We start from the raw sequence: 19,699 nt of genomic DNA, 5'->3' as shown, positions 1-19,699 counted from the left end.
TTATAAATAACGGGATAATACTTCTACTGTTGCTTGTCCTGTTTTTTCCCAACTAAATTGATTTGCTCTGGTGATACCTTTTTGAGAAAGTTGTTTTCTCATTTCTGAATCGTTGATTATTGCTTGCATTGCTGCTGTGATTTCCCCTGCGTGATGGGGATTAATGAGAATAGCAGCATCTCCAGCTACTTCAGGAAGTGAGGAAACATTGGAGGTAATGACGGGGGTACCACAGGCCATTGCTTCCAGGACAGGAAAACCAAAGCCTTCCCACAAACTGGGAAAAACGAGTGCGATCGCTTGATTTATAATTTTTGGTAGTTCACCATAAGGTACGTAGTTGAGGAATTTGACGCGACTAGTTATACCCAGTTCTTCAACTTGCCCTTGTAATAATGGGGTGTAACGTTTATCGGTGGGTCCTGCTAACCATAGTTCATAGTCCCCCTTGTTAGGTAGTGCAGCAAAGGAAGTGATGAGTCTCTGCAAGTTTTTGTAAGGGTCTTGACGACCGATATATAGGAAATAATTACTGGTGGGTAGATTAAGATAACGGAAGTGAGTGCGATCGTGTGCTAGGGGAATAGGTGTTATTTTGTTGGGGGAAATTTGGTAAAAGTCGGTAATGTCTTTAGCTGTTGCTTGGGAATTACAAATTATGTGTTGTGCTTGCTGGAAAACTTGGGGAGTGTAGTAACGATGGTACGGTGTTAACGGTGAGAAGGGTTTGGGAAAGCGCAATGGTATCATGTCGTGAGACATGATTATAAAACGACAGTTGCTGTAGAGGGGTGCTTCTGGTATTGGAGAGAATAAAAGTTGAGACTTAAGGTTTTTATAGATTTTTGGTAGTTGAAATTGTGTCCACATTAGACGGCGTAAATGTCCTTGAATACCGTCAGCAGGCGTAAGATTATTTGCTACTGGATAGCAGTTGAATTCAGGATATTTTTCGGCTGTTAATAGAGTAGGTTGAAGAGATTTTAAATAAGGAAATAAATTTAGCGCATAGTTGCTGATGCCTGTTGGTTGAGAAAAAAGAATGGATAAATTTATGATTAATTGATTAGAGAGTGAATTGTTTATTGTATTCATTTAGTAATACCAAATCCGGTTCTGAAAAATAACTTTTATCAATTTGAATCAAAACCCCTTGCATCTTAGCTTTCAGATTTTTTATATCTTGATTTTTCGGGGGGTATGGCAACCGGATTTAGTATAATACACATTTTTTATCAATTTTTCTGTATAGACAGTAGGGAAAGCAATTGTTTAGCTGATTCTTCCCATGAAAATGGAATATACTCATTTCTAATACGAGTTACTAACTCATTGTAGAAAGTCTTTGAATGCACCAATTTTTCTAAAGCTTGATAAAGTTCTATTGGTTCATTAGGATTGAAGTATATACAAAAATCTCCACCTATTTCTGGCAGAGAACCACCATTACTTGAGATTACAGGTTTACCATGTTGTAGTGCTTCCACAACTGGTAATCCAAAGCCTTCATAAAAAGACGCTTGTACTAAACAGTAACAGTTTTGGTAGAGAAGATTTAGCTCAAAGTCAGTTACTGAGCCTAGGATATGTATGATATTGTTGTGCATTCTATGAGATTCAATTAAATGATCAGTTTTTAAATCCCATCCTTTGTTACCGGCAAACAGTAAATATATTTGTTCATGCGTAGAATCTACTAACAAATCAAAAGCTTCTATAACGGATTTAAGATTTTTATGAGGCACTAAACTACCAACTACCAAAATATATTTTTTTGTTAATAATCTTTTGATATTATCATTACAATTTTTATCATTCAGATGGCTTCTCGATATCTTGCTTGAGTAGTCACACCCTAAACGAAAACTTTGCACAATCAAGTTAGGGTTATTATTAGAAACTATTCCCTCAGACCACGCATTTTTATAGTCATCAGCACTATTTTTAGATATACATAAAACTTGATCAAATAGATTTGAGTAATTTTTATAAAAATTATTGAAATCTTTAGCCGATTTTTGAGAACAAAACTCTGGAAATTTCATTGGTATAAGATCATAACATATTAAAGCAACGATAACATCATGCTTTTTCAAAATTTGTAAAAATTTATAATATGTTTTAGGTAAATCCCAGTTTGCATCAGCTATAACGTAAATATCTCCAGGCAATATTTTATGACCCTCAAATTCAAGAAGGCTAAATTTATTGTTTGAATTTAAATCAAACCAGTAAGCCCAAAACAATATGCCTGAAAAATAATTTAGAATTTTATTGTTTACCTTATTCAAAAAAATCTGGAATTTTTTATTTTTCATCCAGTTGAATAAGCTATTTTTATGGTGGTGAATGTAGTTTTGGTGATGCAGATTCGTAACTCTTGTTATAAATTTGCCATCGAACATAACATCAATTACTTCTATATCCTGATAATTCTGACTAATATTGGCTAACTCAGTTGTTAGTTCACGTACTACTCGATGTATTCCTGTGTTTTTATAATTGTGCTTGGCCGTATGAGTACAATCTATAAATATTCTCATTGATTATCCTAAGTTAAGCATTTTTTTAGGTTTATGACTATAGAAACTGTAAATTCGTTCAAGGAATATAGCCTTTCCCACTCTAGTTATACCAAATCCGATTGCCAAAACCCACTTATAATAAAGACGGAACATTATCATCACGGTTTAAATTACGGTATTTTTTTAGGGGGGTATGAGAACCGGATTTAGTATTAGATACAAAATTACCCCTTACCAAGGAGAGGGTGCGCGACAGCACGGGTGGGGTGTATTTCACGAGCTTGGGAATTGCTATATATATTTCCACTTTAAGAGCATTTTAATCTTGATTTTCAACTATTTGAAGCATTAGTCTAAAAAATCGGCAAAAAGCATTTTTATATCACGATGAAAATGATAAATATAATCAAGGTTACTGGAACTTGAGCGACGAACTAAAGTCAGAAATCTATAGCCTTTACCCAGAAAAATTTCCCCAAGATTGAGAAATATCTTGTTCAGCTACTGCTGTAATGAGAGCTTTTGGTGTTGTCATATTTTTTCGGTTACTCAATAATTTTATCCACTAAAAAATTTATTACCCGATCCAGATATGTATTGAGTTTTTAATTTTTAGCCTGCTTTATAGATATTTACTAATTTATTGATTACCAATAATTTTAGCAAAATTAGTCAGCATAGTTTCAGAAGCATTGGCTTCAATCTTAGCTAATTCCCTGCCAACGTAATCAGTAAGAAGTTTTTGCTTGGATTGGGGTGAACATAAAACTTGCTGAATAAACTCAGAATATAACCGAGCGCATCTTTCTGGAGAATGTTCTCTATAAATATACTCGGATGAATTTTTGCTTAATAAATGTCTATATTCCAGTTTTTCAGTCAAGAAAATTAAAGCTTTAAGTATTTCATCAATTTCATTACTTTGATGAGGCTGAGGAATTTTGAATACCACATCATCAGGAAAATCAGAGAATGAACCTATATCTGTAACGATTGTGGGCTTACCAACAGATAATATGCGTAGAAGTGAACCTGAACTTTCACCGTTAAATGGATATCTTAAATTAAGGCAAATATCTGATATTTCTATATACCTGTAAAAGTCTGCCATATTTACATATCCAGTAATTTTTACTTGATTCTTTAAACCTAGTTTATTAATTTCGTATTCTATATCAATTGAGCCAAGGTAATCTGTACCACCTACAAAAATTAGATAGGCATTGGGTTGCTCGACTAAATACTTTTTAAAAGCACGCATAATTTGCAGAGGACGTTTAGTTAAACTAATAAATCCAAATGCAGCAATTATGACACTATCGCTGGGAATTCGTAGTGATTGACGTTCTTCTAGCAGTGATTTCTCTTTAAAAGTAACTTTGGGAACTAAATGTGGTATGTGAACAATATGATTATTATCATTACTAAAGTCTCTGACTGCACATTTATAAGCCCATTTGCTATGTAAAACTACGCCTAAAGACCTGGTAAAAATTCTCCTATTTAAATAAATTTTTTCTTCAGGTAGTTTTTCCTGTATATTCAATTTTCCCTGTTGAATTAAGTTTGATATTTCTATAGCTCTATCTTTTCCATAACTGTGTTCTAGTTCCTTGTGTAAGGTTATTCCAATTTCTGGAGTATGAATCTCCATATAATTAATGAGTCCTCCCAAGTAATAGTCATGTAACACAGCTATACCGGGATACCGCATTAATTTTGAGTACATATGACAATGGTAACTACTATTACCTATCTGATAAATAATCCCTTCGTAGTTTTGCGAATCTAACCTCTCTTCAAATTTTGTATGAGGGAATAAATTATTCGCTATATCAGCCTCTAGTAAATAACTATCATCATACAAATCAAGACTAAAATATTGTTGCAATGATGGTAGAAGGTCTTGACTGTAATCTGAAATACCAGATTTAGCGGGCGGAAAAGGACTGAAAAAAGCTATTTGAGGCTTGTTACTAGGTGTCTTAACTCTACTGAATGCAATAGTTATCTTATTTAATGGCTGATGTTCATGAAAAACACCAATCATTTTTTCTGCCACTGATTTCCAAGAAAATTTTGCCGCTTGTTGAAAAGCGTTTTCTGTATTTTTTATTCTAAATTCTTCATTAGAGAGAACTGTTTGCATAATCCTAGCAATATCATGAGATGAATGTGGATCAAACAGTAGCTCCGGAGAGCCTAAAATCTCTGGCAAAGATGAGTTATTACTTGCAATAGCTGGTGCGCCACAAGAAATAGCTTCCAGCAATGGTAAACCAAAACCTTCATAAAAAGAAGGAAAGACAAATAAAGAGCAAGTTGAATACAAAGCTCTTAGTTCTTCATCTGTAATATAATTTGTTAAGACCAGGGATTTACCTACTCCTAATTTTATTCCTAAAGTGCTAATTTCTTGAGAAAAGAAATCAGATACTTTACAAGCAATCACTAATTGGTAATTTTCTTGAAAATTTTCAGGTAATTTAGCGAAAGCATGAATTAATCCTTCAATATTCTTACGCCAGTCCTCACCACCTGTATAGAGAATAAATTTCTTGTGAATGCCAAATTTATCAGCAAAAGTTTTCAGCCAAGAGTAATGCTCATTAATTTGGATTGGGGTAAAGAACGGAGAAACCCCACCAGAAACATTTAAAATTTTGTTAGGAGGTATGTTGAGATATTTAATTAAATCTTGGCGAGTAGATTCAGAAATTGCAAATATAAAATCAGCATTCTGTACATTTTTTAATTTCCTCATATAAAGAGATTGAATATTTTCGTCGCTTAGATATCTATCAGAAAATATAAGTGGAATTAAATCATAGCAAATCACAAAAATCTTTTTGGTAAAATCAGTATAATCAGGTATTGTAGAATCTAAACCCTCCATAGGACTGGGGACAAATATCATGTCAGCATCAGCTGATATTAAGGTTGTTTTTAGCAATAGATCATTAGTTGCACAACTACCAATATATGGGTAATGTATAGGTTTATATGAAAATAAACTCTTATTCAAAAACGGTTCTGGTAGCGTAGCATTGGCATATAGCTCAAAGTTAGGAGCATCTTTCTGATTGAATAGAGCTTCTATGACTGATTGTGTATAACGCCCAATCCCTCTATTTCTAGAATTATTTGTTTGTAAGGCTTGAATATCAATTGCAACTTTCATTACTGTATCAATTCCAATTTTTCAAATTTATTTTTTTAAAGTAAGATTTTTTTACATACCAACATAGCTACTGCACCAGGAAGGTAGTTATCGGGGTTATGTTCTTGGATTGAGGCTTCTAACTCATTTTCAGTGATAGTCCATGTGCAGCTATCCTTGCGTATTCCATAGGATATTTGCATCACTGTAAAATCTTGAGTTAATTTTTGGAGTGATTCTTGATCGTAAATTCGATGTACTGGTGTTACAGCTTTTCTCCCATAGGGAACTGTGAGTATAAATATGCCTTCTGGCTTTAAAAGTAAATTGATTTGTTTAACAGCTTCAAGATCATAACTATTTACTTTTTCATCCCCATACCATCCCAAACCGAGATGTTCAAGAGTAGATAAAGCAATTACACAATCGAAGCTAGCTGGTGAGAATACAGCCTGACAAATATCACTTTTAACAAATTTTAAATTAGGATGAGATAAAGCTATAGGACGAATATCTATTGCTGTAACTGAGTAATTAAAACTTGCCAATTCATATGATAAAAGACTTTCGGCTGCTCCTACATCTAGAATTTCTATTTTCTTAGAATTACAAAAATGAGCAAGGGAATGTATCACAAATGTTCTTTCTACAATTCTTTCATTAGTTACAGCCCAATAAGCTTCACCATCACCGCTATAGCCAATAATTATCGGTTCATTAAACCATAAGCCACTTCTCATCTTCGCTGTTTCAGAAGCCACAAAGCTATTTGTGTTACTATTATCAGTTTGTATTTCAGTAGATAGCTTTTCTATTCTTTGTTCAAGTTGAGTAATTTTTTCATTTACCTCTCTAGCTTTTACTGAATCTTCATATTGTATTTCAGTAAATAGCTTTTCTATTTTCTGTTCAAGTTGAGTAATTTTTTCATTTACCTCTCTAGCTTTCACTGAATCTTCATAGCTTTTTTGTACTAGATTATATAAAAGCTGTCTGATGGCAGAATTGAAATAAATCTGTCTTTTTAAAATGGGCCATGCTACTTTCTTCAGTATGTTCTTGATAAATTTGCTAAACTTACTGGTGTATATATCGTTAAAAAATAATAAGCAATTACCATCTATTTCTATAAAGTGACTGTTTCTATTATGTATAAATTGATTACTGTCACTAGATGATTGAGATTGTAAGTCTGTTTGCATATTTTGTCCATGATTTTCAATGCTGACAGATTGTTGATATATATCTTTCATCCGTTCTAGTATTTTTTCGGAATCCATTTTATTTCTCACATTCACTAATTAGTAACTATTTCGGTTTGTTTAACACTTTCTAAATAATACTTCACTACTTCTTGTGATTCGCCTTGAAATTTAATATTTCCTTGATTTAAATAAATTGCTTTTTTGCACGATGTACTAATAAACTGTAAATCATGAGAAACAACTAAAACCGTCGTTTCTCCATCCCAAAACTGATCTATCCTCTCTTTACATTTATTTTTAAAATTCTCATCTCCCACTGACAATACTTCATCCAAAATCAAGATATCAGGCTGTACATCCGTAGCAATTGAAAACCCTAACCGTGCCACCATACCTGAAGATAAACCCTTTACTGGAACTAAAGCATAATCCTCCAATTCGGCAAATTCCAAAATAGACTGCGCTCTTTTTTTCATTTCAGACCTAGAAAATCCTAGTAGTACACCATAAAGTAGAATGTTGTCCATCACAGATATTTCTGCATCGAAACCTGCGCCTAATTCAATTAAAGGTGCTACTTGACCACGTACTCTTACAGTTCCAGCAGTAGGTTGTAAAATTCCAGAAATTATCTTTAAAAGCGTGGATTTACCAGATCCATTCGCACCTATTATCCCAATTTTCTCACCTTTGTCAACTACTAGATCAACATTATCTAGTACTAATTTCTTTGCAGGTTGGCGATATTTACCTTCTAAAATAGACAGCAATGTTTTCTTCAAATCATAAGAAAACTCTTCTTGCGTCCGTCGCCACAGCGAAACATTATCCAGGCGAATTACTTCCATTTACAGTAAATCCATAAACTGATGTCGCCAAACATGAAAACAAGTCCATCCCAGGGACAAAATAATGATGCCACTCAGTAAAGCGCCCCAAATTAAACCTAAATCTGGCGAAGAACCCGATAATGTAATTTGACGCAGACTTTCAATAATTGGTGATAAGGGGTTTAAACCTAAAAAGGGCTGTACCTGCTTTGGTACAATATCTGCTGGATAAAATACAGGACTACTTAGCCAAATTACAAATACCACTAACTCATAAAAATAAGGAAAATCTCTAAAAAATACGTACAAAGCACTTACTAAAAATCCAATTCCTGTGGAAACTAAGATTAGAGCTATAAATGGAAATACCAACGCGAGGACATTGACTAGACTTTTGGAATTAATCAAAGTCATAATCGCCAGTAACGGCAATGCTCCCACTGAAAACTGAAATACGTTGGCTGCAATCATTGACACAGGAAAAACGCTAACTGGTAGACGAATTTTGTTCAATAATGCGCCATTACCTACGACACTTGTCAAAGCTTGAGATGTGGAAGCTGAGAAAAAATTGATGACTACCAGCCCTGTAAATGCTGCTAATACGTAATTCAGGATCGAGTTACCATAATAAGATGCGAAAGTAGCTCCAAAAATTGCAGTGTACAGCCCTGTCATAATTAGTGGGTTCAACAACGACCAATAAACCCCCAGGAATGATCCCCGATAACGTACCTTGAGAGTACGCACTACCAAGACGTGCAGTAGTTCCCAGTAACGCTGCACTTGTAACCCAGTTAAATTGTCTCTGATAGAAATGGTCATCCTTAAGCACCACCACAGGCCATAGCCAAGTTATTACGGCATTTTATACTATTTTCAGTATTAATTTAACCTGAACTATCAGGCTCGACTCCTGCGGTGAATTTAAATCCCTGTAGGCATTACTGTGCTTACTTTATAGCATCTTGTTAGCGTAGCCTCTACGACACTTTTGACGAACATAAACTAGAGAAGCTGCCAAAATAAAGGTTGAGAAAGCTTATTATTTCATAGTATGGGCATTTCCCATCCTGCTTTTATTGAGAATGTAAAAGACATCTCGCAGTTTTTCAGCTTTCTCCCTTTCTGCTGCTAACTCTCGTTTTGCCTCAATCAGCTTTATGACTAGAGCTAGTTACTCTACTAATATTTTGATGATTACTTTGATGCCAAACCATGCCAGCGCTCCAACCAGCATAAACACCCTTCATAGCTTCTTGGACATATTGCCATAAAATTTGATTGTCAAGGCTATGAGTAAATTTAAGCCGAATGATCCTCAGTAAACATCGGTAAATCAGAAGCAGAACCAGACGTATGAGCAAAATTCCCAAAGGAAGTTTTTTATAAGCGTGTTTTAAAGCAAAGTAAGTGGTATTTTTAGCTAGAGAATACCAACAAGTAAGATGCTTTTGATCATAACGATTATGACTAGGTTGAGGATAGTGATCCACTACAGTATCACAATAGTGAATTTCATAACCTGCTTGAATTAAGCGCAGACATATATCTGTTTCATCTAAAAAATATTCAAAAAATTCATCATAGCCATTAATCTCTTCCAGAAATTCTTTACGGTAAGATGAATTTGTTCCCATCAAACCATTGTACCAAAAACCCTGTTCTTGGTTATAGTTAATAGCATCGCCAGGACGAATTGCAATTGTATTACTAATACAATTCGTAATACCTTGATGATATTGTAAAGGATATCCCGGAGTTGTCATATCTCGTACAGTGCCACCAACGCCAGCACATTTATATCCATATAAAGAATATGTTGATATTAATTTATCTAACCAGTCAGTGGGCGGAATTGCATCATCATCTATAAAGGCAATTATTTTACCCGATGATTTTTGTATACCTATATTTCTAGAAATACTAAGATTTTTATAGCTTGATATAAATATTTCAATGCTGAAATTTAAGTCTTGTTTGATAAAATTAAGCATTTCCAATGTATTATCATTGGCTGAAGAATCTACAATAATGACTTCAAAAGGGTTATAATTAAGGTGGTTTAAAGATTGAACAGTTTTTTGTAGAGAAGCCGATCTATCTGCTGTACAAATAACTATAGATATCAATAGATTTGTGTTTGACATAATAGGAACCATTAATAATATTGTTAACAAAAGAGATTATATTACACCTGCTGATTTATTTATTAAAATGCTCATCTGCCAATATATTTTCATCATCCGATAACATACTTGGAAAATGTTGAGTAGTACATTCATGAAACTTATATTTACTTGTATGTAACCTGCATCAGTGAAAAAATAGACTTTTTTCGCTAAATTTAAGTAAAACAGTTCCGGTTGATAGCAGCTAACTATTGCCAAATCTACAGGCTTAAAAAAATAAGATATGATCCAGATATAAATCTGATGTAATGAGTTTTTGGGTGGATGCCAAAGAGTAATTTTTTTATTTAGTTCTAATTCCTGCCAAGTATTAACTTGAGAATTGTTGTAATAAATCGTAGATGAAACTACAACTTTCAAGTTATCAGTAATAATTTCAGGTAGAGTATATTCTCGATATGGAAGCTTATCTACTATTTTACCTTTAACTCCTTTGAGAAAATCTTCCAATCCTAATAAATACATTTCTACCCAAAAAAAACGTCCAGTAAATGAATAATAAATTAACTTTGGTAAAAGTAATCGCAGACGTTTTAATAAAAGTTTTGGGTGATATTTTTGCCAACAATAGCACAAATTCCGTTCATCATAATAACTAACCCAAGGACGATGTTTAAAATCCGGGGAACAATGCCAGACAATAGATGCAGGATGAGCGGCAACAACCCAACCAGCTTGTTTTGCTCTTAAACACCATTCAACATCATCAAAGTGCAGAAAATAGTTTTCAAATACTCCAATTTGATGAATTATTTCACGTCTAAATAATAATGATGCCGCAGCACAAATATCTACTTGTAGATAAGATTTATCTGCTAATATTTCTTCTGTAGATTTGATAGGAGAGTTACCTAAATATGTTTTCAAATGTGCTTTTTTGTGATGGAGATAGCCTCCTATTTCTTGAATAATTTCTGGCTGTTCTGATTTTCTAATTTGAGAACCTACCAAGCCTACTTCAGAATATTTTTGCAAAGTTTCTACTAAAGGAAACAAAGATTGATTATCTAAACGTACATCATTATCCAGTAACCAAATGTAGTCATAATTAAGTTGTTTTAAAAATTTCATTCCATAAGAAAAGCCACCAGAACCACCTATATTTGCACCTGTTTGGAGAACTTTAACTTGGGGATAATGTTCTTGAATATAAGCTTGTGTACCATCACTTGAAGCATTATCAACAACAAAAATATCTAGATATATCCCATACAAATCTAGCTTGTTAGTATCTTCAATTAGTGAACATATATCTTTAATTTTATTCCACGTGACAATTATAGCTGCGACTTTGGCAATTTTCATAAATCATTTATTAAAATCAATAATACCAATACCCATCCATTCTTCTGCAATATGACTAATTTCCAAAATTGAAGCTGACTGACAGTATGATAATTTGAGTTCATTCCAACATCTTCTAGTACCACCATCTAAGTGGTCATATTCAGCTGCATTAATATCATGGAAGGCGCAAACTTTTCCATAACGTCCTACATTTAAAAAATCTCGTTTCATCCCATGATATGAATGATCAGCATCAATATAAACAACATCAAATTCTGAACCTAAAAAATCAGCAGATGTAGCAGGAATAGCTTTTTGCAGCGGCAAAATAGATGAAAAATATTCCCAATCTCTAAAGTTATCTTCTATGTCAACACAGGTATACTTAAAATCGTTGTTAAATTTAGATAAAACAGCACAACATAGCGCAGAAAATCCTCCGTACATCACTCCAATTTCTAGAAATGATAGTGGTTTTTGATGAATACAATAAATTAAAAAATCCACTAGTTCTGTAGGAATTTGGATTGACCCATAATCAGAAGCATTGACATATTGTTGATAAGGAGAATAAAGGCTCCACCCCTGATAAGGACAGCCATAATCTTTAATTTTTTCTAACAAAAACTCCCTATTTTTTAATTCTTCTTTTGAAGAAGACAAAATTGATTCAATGACAATTCTACCCTTTAATACATCATATTCCAGTGCTTTTTTATTCATCATATCTGGAATATTTTCGACTTTCTTTTCAGAAGATAATTTTTGATTTGTTGGCTCAAAGTTTTGATAAAAAAGTTTTAAATTTTCATGTTCTAGCTTTAAATTCTCATAAGAAATGATTAATTTTTGAAAAGCTGTATCTCGATCACGTAGAAAAGCACGAAGAGATTTTGGTACTATTTGTGTAAATGAGGTATAAAACAAAGTATTTCTCCTCTGATAACTGCTTCTAATGATTGTTGGTAAACTAATAAATTTGACTAATCCTATTTTCAAATACCGCGAGAGCGGCAGCAATAACCTGATCCATGTTGTAATATTGGTATTGTGCCAATCTACCTACAAATGTTACTGTTTCCAGCTTATCTGCTTCACTTTTGTACTGCTGAAATAACTCACGATTTTCTGGACGCGGAACGGGGTAATAAGGATCTCCTTCCGCTTGTGGGTATTCGTAGTAAATAGTAGTTTTAGGATGTTTTTGTCCAGTCAGATGTTTAGATTCAACTACCCGTGTAAAATCATAATCGTTGGGATAATTGACAACAGCAACTGGTTGAAAATATTCAATATCATGAGTTTCAAACTCAAAGCGCAATGAGCGATATGGAAGTTTACCAAATTTATAATCAAAAAATTGATCGATGGGTCCAGTATAAATTAAATGGTCAAATTTTAGCCATTTTTCTACTTCTTGAAAGCTGGTATTGAGCATAACTTTAATGTTGGGATGTGCCAACATTTTTTCAAACATTTTCGTATAACCATGTAGCGGCATAAGTTGATATTTATCACCAAAATAGCGATTATCTTTATTAGTTCTCACGGGAATACGAGCGCAAACTGAAGCATCTAGCTCATGCGGCCACAGGTTCCACTGTTTGTAAGTGTAGTTTTTAAAGAATTTCTCGTATAAATCAGTTCCTACTTTACCAATTACGGCTTGTTCTGAGTTTTCAATTCTGTCATATCTTTCTTTAACTTGCTCATAAAAATCTTGAATTTGTTGGCTATTAAGATTTAGTCCATACAGTTTGTTAATAGTATTTAGGTTGATGGGAATTGGGTATAAATCACCATCTACTTTAGCTAAAACTTCATGCTGATAAACTCGCCATTGAGTAAACGGTGAAAGGTAATCAATAATTTTTTTACTATTAGTATGGAAAATGTGCGCTCCATATTTATGAACCAATACCCCAGCATTGTCATAAAAGTCGAAAGCATTACCACCAATATGATTGCGGGTATCAATAACTAAAACTTTGCGATCTAGGTGCGTAGCTATACAATTTGCTAGGGTACAACCTGCAAATCCTGCTCCAACAATGAGAAAATCAAACATTGTATTGTACATATTTTTTATTATGCTTATTATAATTATTTGGGTTCTATTTCTAGATACTTTTCCCAGAAAGATTGACTAGTCAGATCAGGTAATGAAGTGATATATAGCTTTTTTAATTCTGGTAATTTTATTAACATTATCAAGGCTAACCAAAATCCATGTATCAAAACTTTAAAAAATCTGATTCTGGAAAATTTGACTATAAATCCTTCTTGAGTTTGCAAGTTGTAATATAAAACTTTTTTGGATCGAAAAACGTTGAGAGGTCTACCATTCCAAGCTGGAACAATACTATATCCCTTATCGGTAAATGTATCATCTTTAAAGAAAAATCCATTTGGTAAAAGATGACCATTAAGAGTTATGAGTCTGAGAAGCCTATGTAACTTGTTTTCACTTTTTTCTAAACTGGTTATATATTTGCTATATATGAATGGTAATTCTGAATTTTTAGCTGTTTTTTCCGTAACTTTAGAAACTTGTTTGTGTTTGTCTTCTGGTTTATTAGCAACTAGAGCATCAGGACCTTGCAGAAAATCAATTATTGCTTTGAGAATGCTCTCGGCGGTTTCATATCTATAACAAAATAGTTCTTTTAATAAGGGTTTTAAAAACCATTTAATAGCTTTAAGATTACTAAAATTCTCATGAAAATACAGGCAATTGAAAATCATACTATTTCTGAAATAGTAGTATTCAATTAACGGGCTTTTTTTATTTTCAAATGGTTCATGCCAAACACATATACCATTTAAGATTATAATTTTATGCTTTATTCTTTTGCAAAATTCTACATCGTCCATTCTAATAAAGAAAGGATATGGTAAGCCATGATCTTTGATGGCATTGACTGGAAAGCAAAACAACCACCAAGCGCTGTAATCAATATGTTCATCTATTTCATTGAATAAAGTAGCTGTTAGTTTTCTCAAATCTATATTAGGTTTGACAGCGACAAAACCTTTATCTCTATTCCAATAAGCTCCTCTTTCATGTTGTATGTATTTTTTATCTAATCTCAACATACTGCTACCAAGGCAGATATCTTTCTGATTAGCTACGCTTAAGAAATTCCAGATTCTCTCCAATATTGCTGGCTCAAAGAGAATATCATCATCCATCAGAATAATATGTGAGAATTCATTTTTCTGCTGTAGAACTTCCATCATTCCTCTAGCAAAACCGCCACTTCCTCCTGCATTTTTATTAGGTATTAAATGAATTATATGGTTATCAAATTGCTTTAAAGTATTACCATTATCAATAATAAATACTTCTAATTTATCTTCACCTCCATTTTGTTCTAACAAATATCTTTTTAATAATTCCATGTTTTTATAAACATAGCTTTCTCTTTTATACGTACATATAACAACTGCTAGTTTGATGTTTGGATCTGATTCTGTAACAGTAGAAAAATACCCTGCACTAATTTGGCACATATTTTCTAATGCTTCGATTTCCAGGTAGATCATTCCTGTATATGCAGATATATCGAAGTTATCTAAAACTGTTATTTCTTCGAGTTTTTTGTTATTAATGATTTTTTGTGATAATAAGGTTTTAGTCTCATCTAATTTATCTATATTGTAAATATTAATTTTGAATGATCCTTTTAATTTGAGAGTAACTTCTATACTTCTAACTTTGGTATATTCTTTCCAGGTATCTACAGAAAAAGCATTAAAATAGGTATCAAAGCTAACTATTCCGCTTTTCTCTAGCTCTAATATATTATTTTCATAGTTAAATAAAACTTGAAAATTATTTCTAAAAAATAGTTCTTCAACAGTGCAAATATCAGTTTTAGGAAAAATAATATTTTGAATATGAGTCGATCTCTCTTTTTGATTGATTTGAAAAATGGGTGATAATTCTAGTTGGTTAACCATAGTTTGTTTTACTCAATTTTTATTTTATTTTGTCTTAAACTGTTCTTCAGTAACTGTTATGCCAAACCATCAGTTAAATTGCCAACAGAATAAACACTTAATTCATAACTAATTATTCTGTAGTAATAGTACCTTTTGATGCTATAAGACAGATTATAATTTCAGTCATTATAGATGTATGATTTAGCTTTCTTTGTTTTGATAAAGCAGCCAATTTCCTCAAATATCAAATTTCAATTTAATGTTTTATGGCATTTTTTATACCTAAATAACTTTTTATTTATGTCTAGATATACTGGCTTAATAGTTAACAGTAAAAATTAATGAATCTGATGTTTTATTTGATTCTTAATTTTTTGGTGCTTCTAAATGTAATCTTATACATTGGCTTTCCTTCTAATGATGTCATGTTACTGAGTAGCGATGCTAAAAAATGAGTTCATGGTGGAGAAACTAAACTGCATTAACTTTGATGTTCTGTGGGTGTAAAATGCCTACTATGTCTTCAAAATGCTTTGAGGATACAGCACATTTTCAGCTTAAAAGAAAGCTTCTAAAACCGTATTGAAATTCTTCCCAGTAGCACCTGAAACTCGAATTGGGATGAAGTTTTTTATTTACGTAGGACTTAGAGCATGTTTGAAAAGTTTAGGAACATATAATTTGTCATTCTGAGTGGAGTCTTACGCAACGAAGAATCTGGAATTTAGCCCACATACTGAGATGCTACGTTCCTCAGCATGACATGGAAGGAGACTTTTCAAACAACCTCTTACATACTAACCCTGAAAATCGAGATAATTTTTATTGATTTAACAAGCTGGGATATGCCTAAAGCCTGGTTTTTCAGAGGGTTTGAGGATCTGCTGAGTGTGTAAGTTCTATTAATACAACTAAAGGGATATAAAAGAGGTAGGAGTTTATTAAGGAACTTGTATCAATTCCTCCTATTCTCGTTACATCTTATAGTTATAAATCCTTTAGGATTTATACTGTGTCAGCATAGATATTGAATCTAGAAACAAAACTTTACAAATCTAAATATACGGACTATTTTATCTCGACTTGTATTTATTCTGGGATAACTTGACCTGCAAGATAAGATTGTACTGCACGCTCTGCTGTTCCTATGAAATTGATTTTTCCCTTCTCTAACCAAATTATTTGTTTGCAAGACTGTTTCATAAAACCCAAATCATGGGATACTACCAAAACTGTTGCTTCTGCATTCCAAAATTTATCAATTCGTTGTTTGCATTTATTCTTGAAACTCTCATCACCTACTGATAAAACTTCATCCAGAATCAAAATATCAGGTTGTACGTCTGTAGCGATCGCAAAACCCAACCGTGCTACCATGCCGGAAGATAAACTTTTGACTGGAACTAACGCATAATCCTGTAATTCTGCAAACTCTAAAATTGAATGCACTCTTGATCGCATTTCTATCCTGGAAAAACCCAGTAGTACACCATAAAGCAGGATATTGTCTATTACAGAAATTTCTGGATCAAAGCCTGCGCCTAGTTCAATTAAAGGAGCAATTTTACCCTTGACGCGTACTGTGCCGATGCTTGGTTGTAATATCCCACAAATAATTTTTAAAAGTGTGGATTTACCAGATCCATTGGCACCAATAATACCTATTTTTTCACCTTTGTCAACAGCTAATGCAACGCGATCTAGTACTAGTTTTTTTGCGGGTTGGCGATATTTACCTTCTACAATAGAAAGCACGGTTTTTTTGAGGTCATAAGAAAACTCTTCTTGTGTCCGTCGCCACAGCGAAATATTATCTAGGCGGATTACTTCCATTTACAGTAAATCCATAAACTGATGTCGCCAAACATGAAAACAAGTCCATCCCAGGGACAAAATAATGATGCCACTCAGTAAAGCGCCCCAAATTAAATCTAAATCTGGTGGAGATCCTGATAATGTAATTTGACGCAGACTTTCAATTATTGGTGATAGGGGATTTAAGCCCAAAAAGGGCTGTACCTGCTTTGGTACGATCGCTGCTGGATAAAATATGGGGCTACTAATCCACATCACAAAGGTGACTAACTCATAAAAGTAAGGTAAATCCCTAAAAAATACATACAAGGCACTGACTAAAAATCCAATTCCTGTGGAAACTAATACTAATGCCAAAAATGGAAATACCAAGGCCAGGACATTAACTAGACTTTTGGAATTGATTAAAGTCATCACTGACAGCAATGGAAATGCTCCTACTGAAAACTGAAACACGTTTGCCGTAATCATTGATACAGGAAAAACGCTAACTGGTAGACGAATTTTGTTCAATAATGCGCCATTACCTACGACACTTGTCAAAGCTTGAGATGTGGAAGCTGAGAAAAAATTGATGACTACCAGCCCTGTGAATGCTGCTAATACGTAATTCAGGATTGAGTTGCCATAATAGGATGAGAAGGTGGTTCCGAAGATTGCGGTGTATAACCCTGTCATTATTAATGGGTTCAACAGCGACCAATAAACACCCAGGAAGGAACCCCGATAACGCACTTTGAGAGTCCGCGCTACCAAAACTTGCAGCAGTTCCCAATAACGCTCTACTTGCAACTTAGTGAAATTGTCTTTGATAGATAGGGTCATCCACAAGTACCATTGCACACCACAGCCAAGTTATTCGCGTATTTTATATGGTTGTCAGCATTAATTTAAGCCAAACTGTCAGGATTTATTCCAAGCGATCGCAATTTTTCTGCTAGTTTATTAGCCCGCTGACGCTCACTGTCAGCCTTTTCTGCCAAAGTTGGCAACCAACCATCAGCATTATACCAACGCAGCCATAAACCCTCTGTATTTTGATAACTTCCCTGCCATAAACCTAAACCCATTTCTATTTCTTCTAACCAAAAACGGTTTTCTGGCAACAATACGGATTCATAACGAGTGCCATTAATTTTAAAGACACGGAAATTATTTTCATAGCGGTCATAGACAACATAGTAGGGAACACGCAGAATGTGTTCATATACTTCCCACTTAGTTGGGGGTTTGTTGACTTCCCTCAAAGTTTGTCCTAAGTCTTCTTGTTCTGTTCCTGGTGATAGTAATTCAACTACTAAGTATGGAGCAATACCTTCTTGCCAGACTACATAACTTAAACGTAAATTTTCCTGCTGGTTAGAATTAGTAACTCCTAACACCATATACCAATCAGGACGCTTATACCAACCAGGATGACGAGGGTCATAATAAAGGTTTAAATCACTGGCAAGTAACATTTCTGCTGGTGTATAATTTGCGGATTGGCAAGTTTCACTCAGTAAATCTGCTTGTATACAATGAAATTCGTCCGGCAATCCTGATTCCCCTATTAACTCACTAGGTAAATCATACATTGTCGGCATGGTTTCTTTTGGTGACAAAGGTGGGTTATTTTGATACATATTTTTTTACCTCAAACTGTCAGGATCTATTCCGAGCGATAGCGTTCGCGAAGCGTGTGCTTTGCACTCAGCGCTCCGAAGGAATCGCAATTTTTCTGCCAAAATTTGTACTTTCTCTCTTTCACTTGCTAACTGATGTTCAGCTTCCAGAGCTTGATTTTGTGCTGCTTGAGCTTCTTGTTGTATTTTTGTAGCGGCTTCTTCTGGTGTTGGTACTAACTTACCTTCAGATGTAAAATAGCGAAGTTTAGCATTTTCTACACCTAAATATAAATTTAGGACTTCACTCCAAAGCCATTTCTGCTCATTGGGGGTAATTTCCTGATATTGTTTTCCTACCAGTTTAAAACCCATAAATTCTAAAGTTTCGGGACTAAACCAAAAATATTCTGGGGTATGAAATCGACTTTCATAGAGAGTTTTTTTGAGGTTGCGGTCAACTTTAGCGGTACTATCTGACAATAATTCAATAATTAAATCTGGGTAACGTCCATCTTCTTCCCAGACAACCCAAGAAGTCCGGGGACGTTTTTCTGTATCTTTGACTAAAAAGAAATCTGGACCTCTAAATTCTAGATTTTTTAATTGCTGACGACTAAAATAAATAGTGAGATTAGCACCAATAAAGAAATCGTTTTGATTACGCCACAACCACTCTAAACTAGTTACTAACAATAGTAACTGCATATAATGTAAAGAACTGTCCATTTCCGGCTCATCACTTAACAAACGAGTCGCATCGGGCATTTGTTGTTCTAGCTGTTGGGCTGTAACAAACATACGAGTATACCTGCTTACTGATTTAATTTTAAGCCATGACCAATGAAAACTGAGTCACAGATTCCGCTACACTGAGATTTGGTTTATTGGATTGTAACTAGATCATGGAAATTGGACAAAAGGTAAAGGTGTTTCGGTTGCGCGATCGCGTATCTGCTGTAATTGCTCAAAAACTAGGAAAAATAGGCATCATCGAAGGCTACAAAGTCACTGATGGTGCGGGAATCGGCGTAGTAGTCAAGTTTGATGACAACTCCTCTACTTGGTTTTTTGAAGATGAAATCAAACTAGTATAGGGGTAAAAAGCCGTTCACCTCGGCTGAGAGTATTGGTTC

16 protein-coding genes are annotated in these 19,699 nt (G+C 34.0%); 1 reads left to right on the top strand and 15 read right to left on the bottom strand.

Translation table 11 applies throughout. The annotated features are described in order from the left end of the window. From AC012T_RS24090 to AC012T_RS24020, 15 genes are all read right to left on the bottom strand, one after another. Window positions 1–1,095: a glycosyltransferase family 4 protein gene (locus tag AC012T_RS24090; RefSeq protein ID WP_487061458.1), complete on the bottom strand. Its 1,095-nt coding sequence runs from the start codon at window positions 1,093–1,095 to the stop codon at window positions 1–3. A 140-nt stretch (window positions 1,096–1,235) separates the two neighbouring features. After that, window positions 1,236–2,543, bottom strand: coding sequence for a glycosyltransferase family 4 protein (locus AC012T_RS24085; RefSeq protein WP_487061456.1), 1,308 nt, complete (start codon window positions 2,541–2,543; stop codon window positions 1,236–1,238). A gap of 622 nt (window positions 2,544–3,165) precedes the next feature. Continuing rightward, window positions 3,166–5,706: a glycosyltransferase gene (locus AC012T_RS24080; RefSeq protein WP_487061454.1), complete on the bottom strand. Its 2,541-nt coding sequence runs from the start codon at window positions 5,704–5,706 to the stop codon at window positions 3,166–3,168. A 35-nt stretch (window positions 5,707–5,741) separates the two neighbouring features. Continuing rightward, window positions 5,742–6,965 (bottom strand): class I SAM-dependent methyltransferase, encoded by a 1,224-nt coding sequence (locus tag AC012T_RS24075; RefSeq protein WP_487061452.1) that lies wholly within the window; start codon window positions 6,963–6,965, stop codon window positions 5,742–5,744. 17 nt (window positions 6,966–6,982) lie between these two features. Further along, complete coding sequence (locus AC012T_RS24070) at window positions 6,983–7,738, bottom strand: ABC transporter ATP-binding protein (protein ID WP_487061450.1); 756 nt, start codon at window positions 7,736–7,738, stop codon at window positions 6,983–6,985. After that, on the bottom strand, window positions 7,739–8,545 hold the full coding sequence (locus AC012T_RS24065; RefSeq protein WP_487061448.1) for an ABC transporter permease: 807 nt from the start codon (window positions 8,543–8,545) through the stop codon (window positions 7,739–7,741). A 326-nt stretch (window positions 8,546–8,871) separates the two neighbouring features. Beyond that, on the bottom strand, window positions 8,872–9,870 hold the full coding sequence (locus AC012T_RS24060) for a glycosyltransferase family 2 protein (protein ID WP_487061446.1): 999 nt from the start codon (window positions 9,868–9,870) through the stop codon (window positions 8,872–8,874). 36 nt (window positions 9,871–9,906) lie between these two features. After that, the gene (locus tag AC012T_RS24055) at window positions 9,907–11,217 is read right to left on the bottom strand and encodes a glycosyltransferase family 2 protein (protein WP_487061444.1); all 1,311 of its coding nucleotides are present in this window, start codon (window positions 11,215–11,217) and stop codon (window positions 9,907–9,909) included. A 3-nt stretch (window positions 11,218–11,220) separates the two neighbouring features. Next, window positions 11,221–12,126: a class I SAM-dependent methyltransferase gene (locus AC012T_RS24050; RefSeq protein WP_487061442.1), complete on the bottom strand. Its 906-nt coding sequence runs from the start codon at window positions 12,124–12,126 to the stop codon at window positions 11,221–11,223. A 43-nt stretch (window positions 12,127–12,169) separates the two neighbouring features. Next, window positions 12,170–13,279: a UDP-galactopyranose mutase gene (gene glf / locus AC012T_RS24045; RefSeq protein WP_487061440.1), complete on the bottom strand. Its 1,110-nt coding sequence runs from the start codon at window positions 13,277–13,279 to the stop codon at window positions 12,170–12,172. Window positions 13,280–13,302: 23 nt separating this feature from the next. Continuing rightward, entirely contained in the window at window positions 13,303–15,162 is a 1,860-nt protein-coding gene (locus tag AC012T_RS24040; RefSeq protein ID WP_487061438.1) for a glycosyltransferase family 2 protein, read from the bottom strand. Between the two features lie 1,071 nt (window positions 15,163–16,233). Then, window positions 16,234–16,977: an ABC transporter ATP-binding protein gene (locus tag AC012T_RS24035; RefSeq protein ID WP_487061436.1), complete on the bottom strand. Its 744-nt coding sequence runs from the start codon at window positions 16,975–16,977 to the stop codon at window positions 16,234–16,236. Next, window positions 16,978–17,784 (bottom strand): ABC transporter permease, encoded by an 807-nt coding sequence (locus AC012T_RS24030; RefSeq protein ID WP_487061434.1) that lies wholly within the window; start codon window positions 17,782–17,784, stop codon window positions 16,978–16,980. A 65-nt stretch (window positions 17,785–17,849) separates the two neighbouring features. Then, window positions 17,850–18,584: a Uma2 family endonuclease gene (locus AC012T_RS24025; RefSeq protein WP_487061432.1), complete on the bottom strand. Its 735-nt coding sequence runs from the start codon at window positions 18,582–18,584 to the stop codon at window positions 17,850–17,852. 6 nt (window positions 18,585–18,590) lie between these two features. After that, a complete protein-coding gene (locus tag AC012T_RS24020) occupies window positions 18,591–19,364 on the bottom strand; it encodes a Uma2 family endonuclease (RefSeq protein ID WP_487061430.1) in 774 nt (257 codons plus the stop codon). Window positions 19,365–19,468: 104 nt separating this feature from the next. On the opposite strand from AC012T_RS24020, the gene petP reads away from it, so the two are divergent. Then, complete coding sequence (gene petP, locus AC012T_RS24015) at window positions 19,469–19,660, top strand: cytochrome b6f subunit PetP (protein WP_438891437.1); 192 nt, start codon at window positions 19,469–19,471, stop codon at window positions 19,658–19,660. Window positions 19,661–19,699 lie beyond the last annotated feature (39 nt).

Source organism: Anabaena sp. EIM26 (genome assembly GCF_057568715.1).
This window is presented reverse-complemented; position numbering and strand designations above follow the sequence as displayed.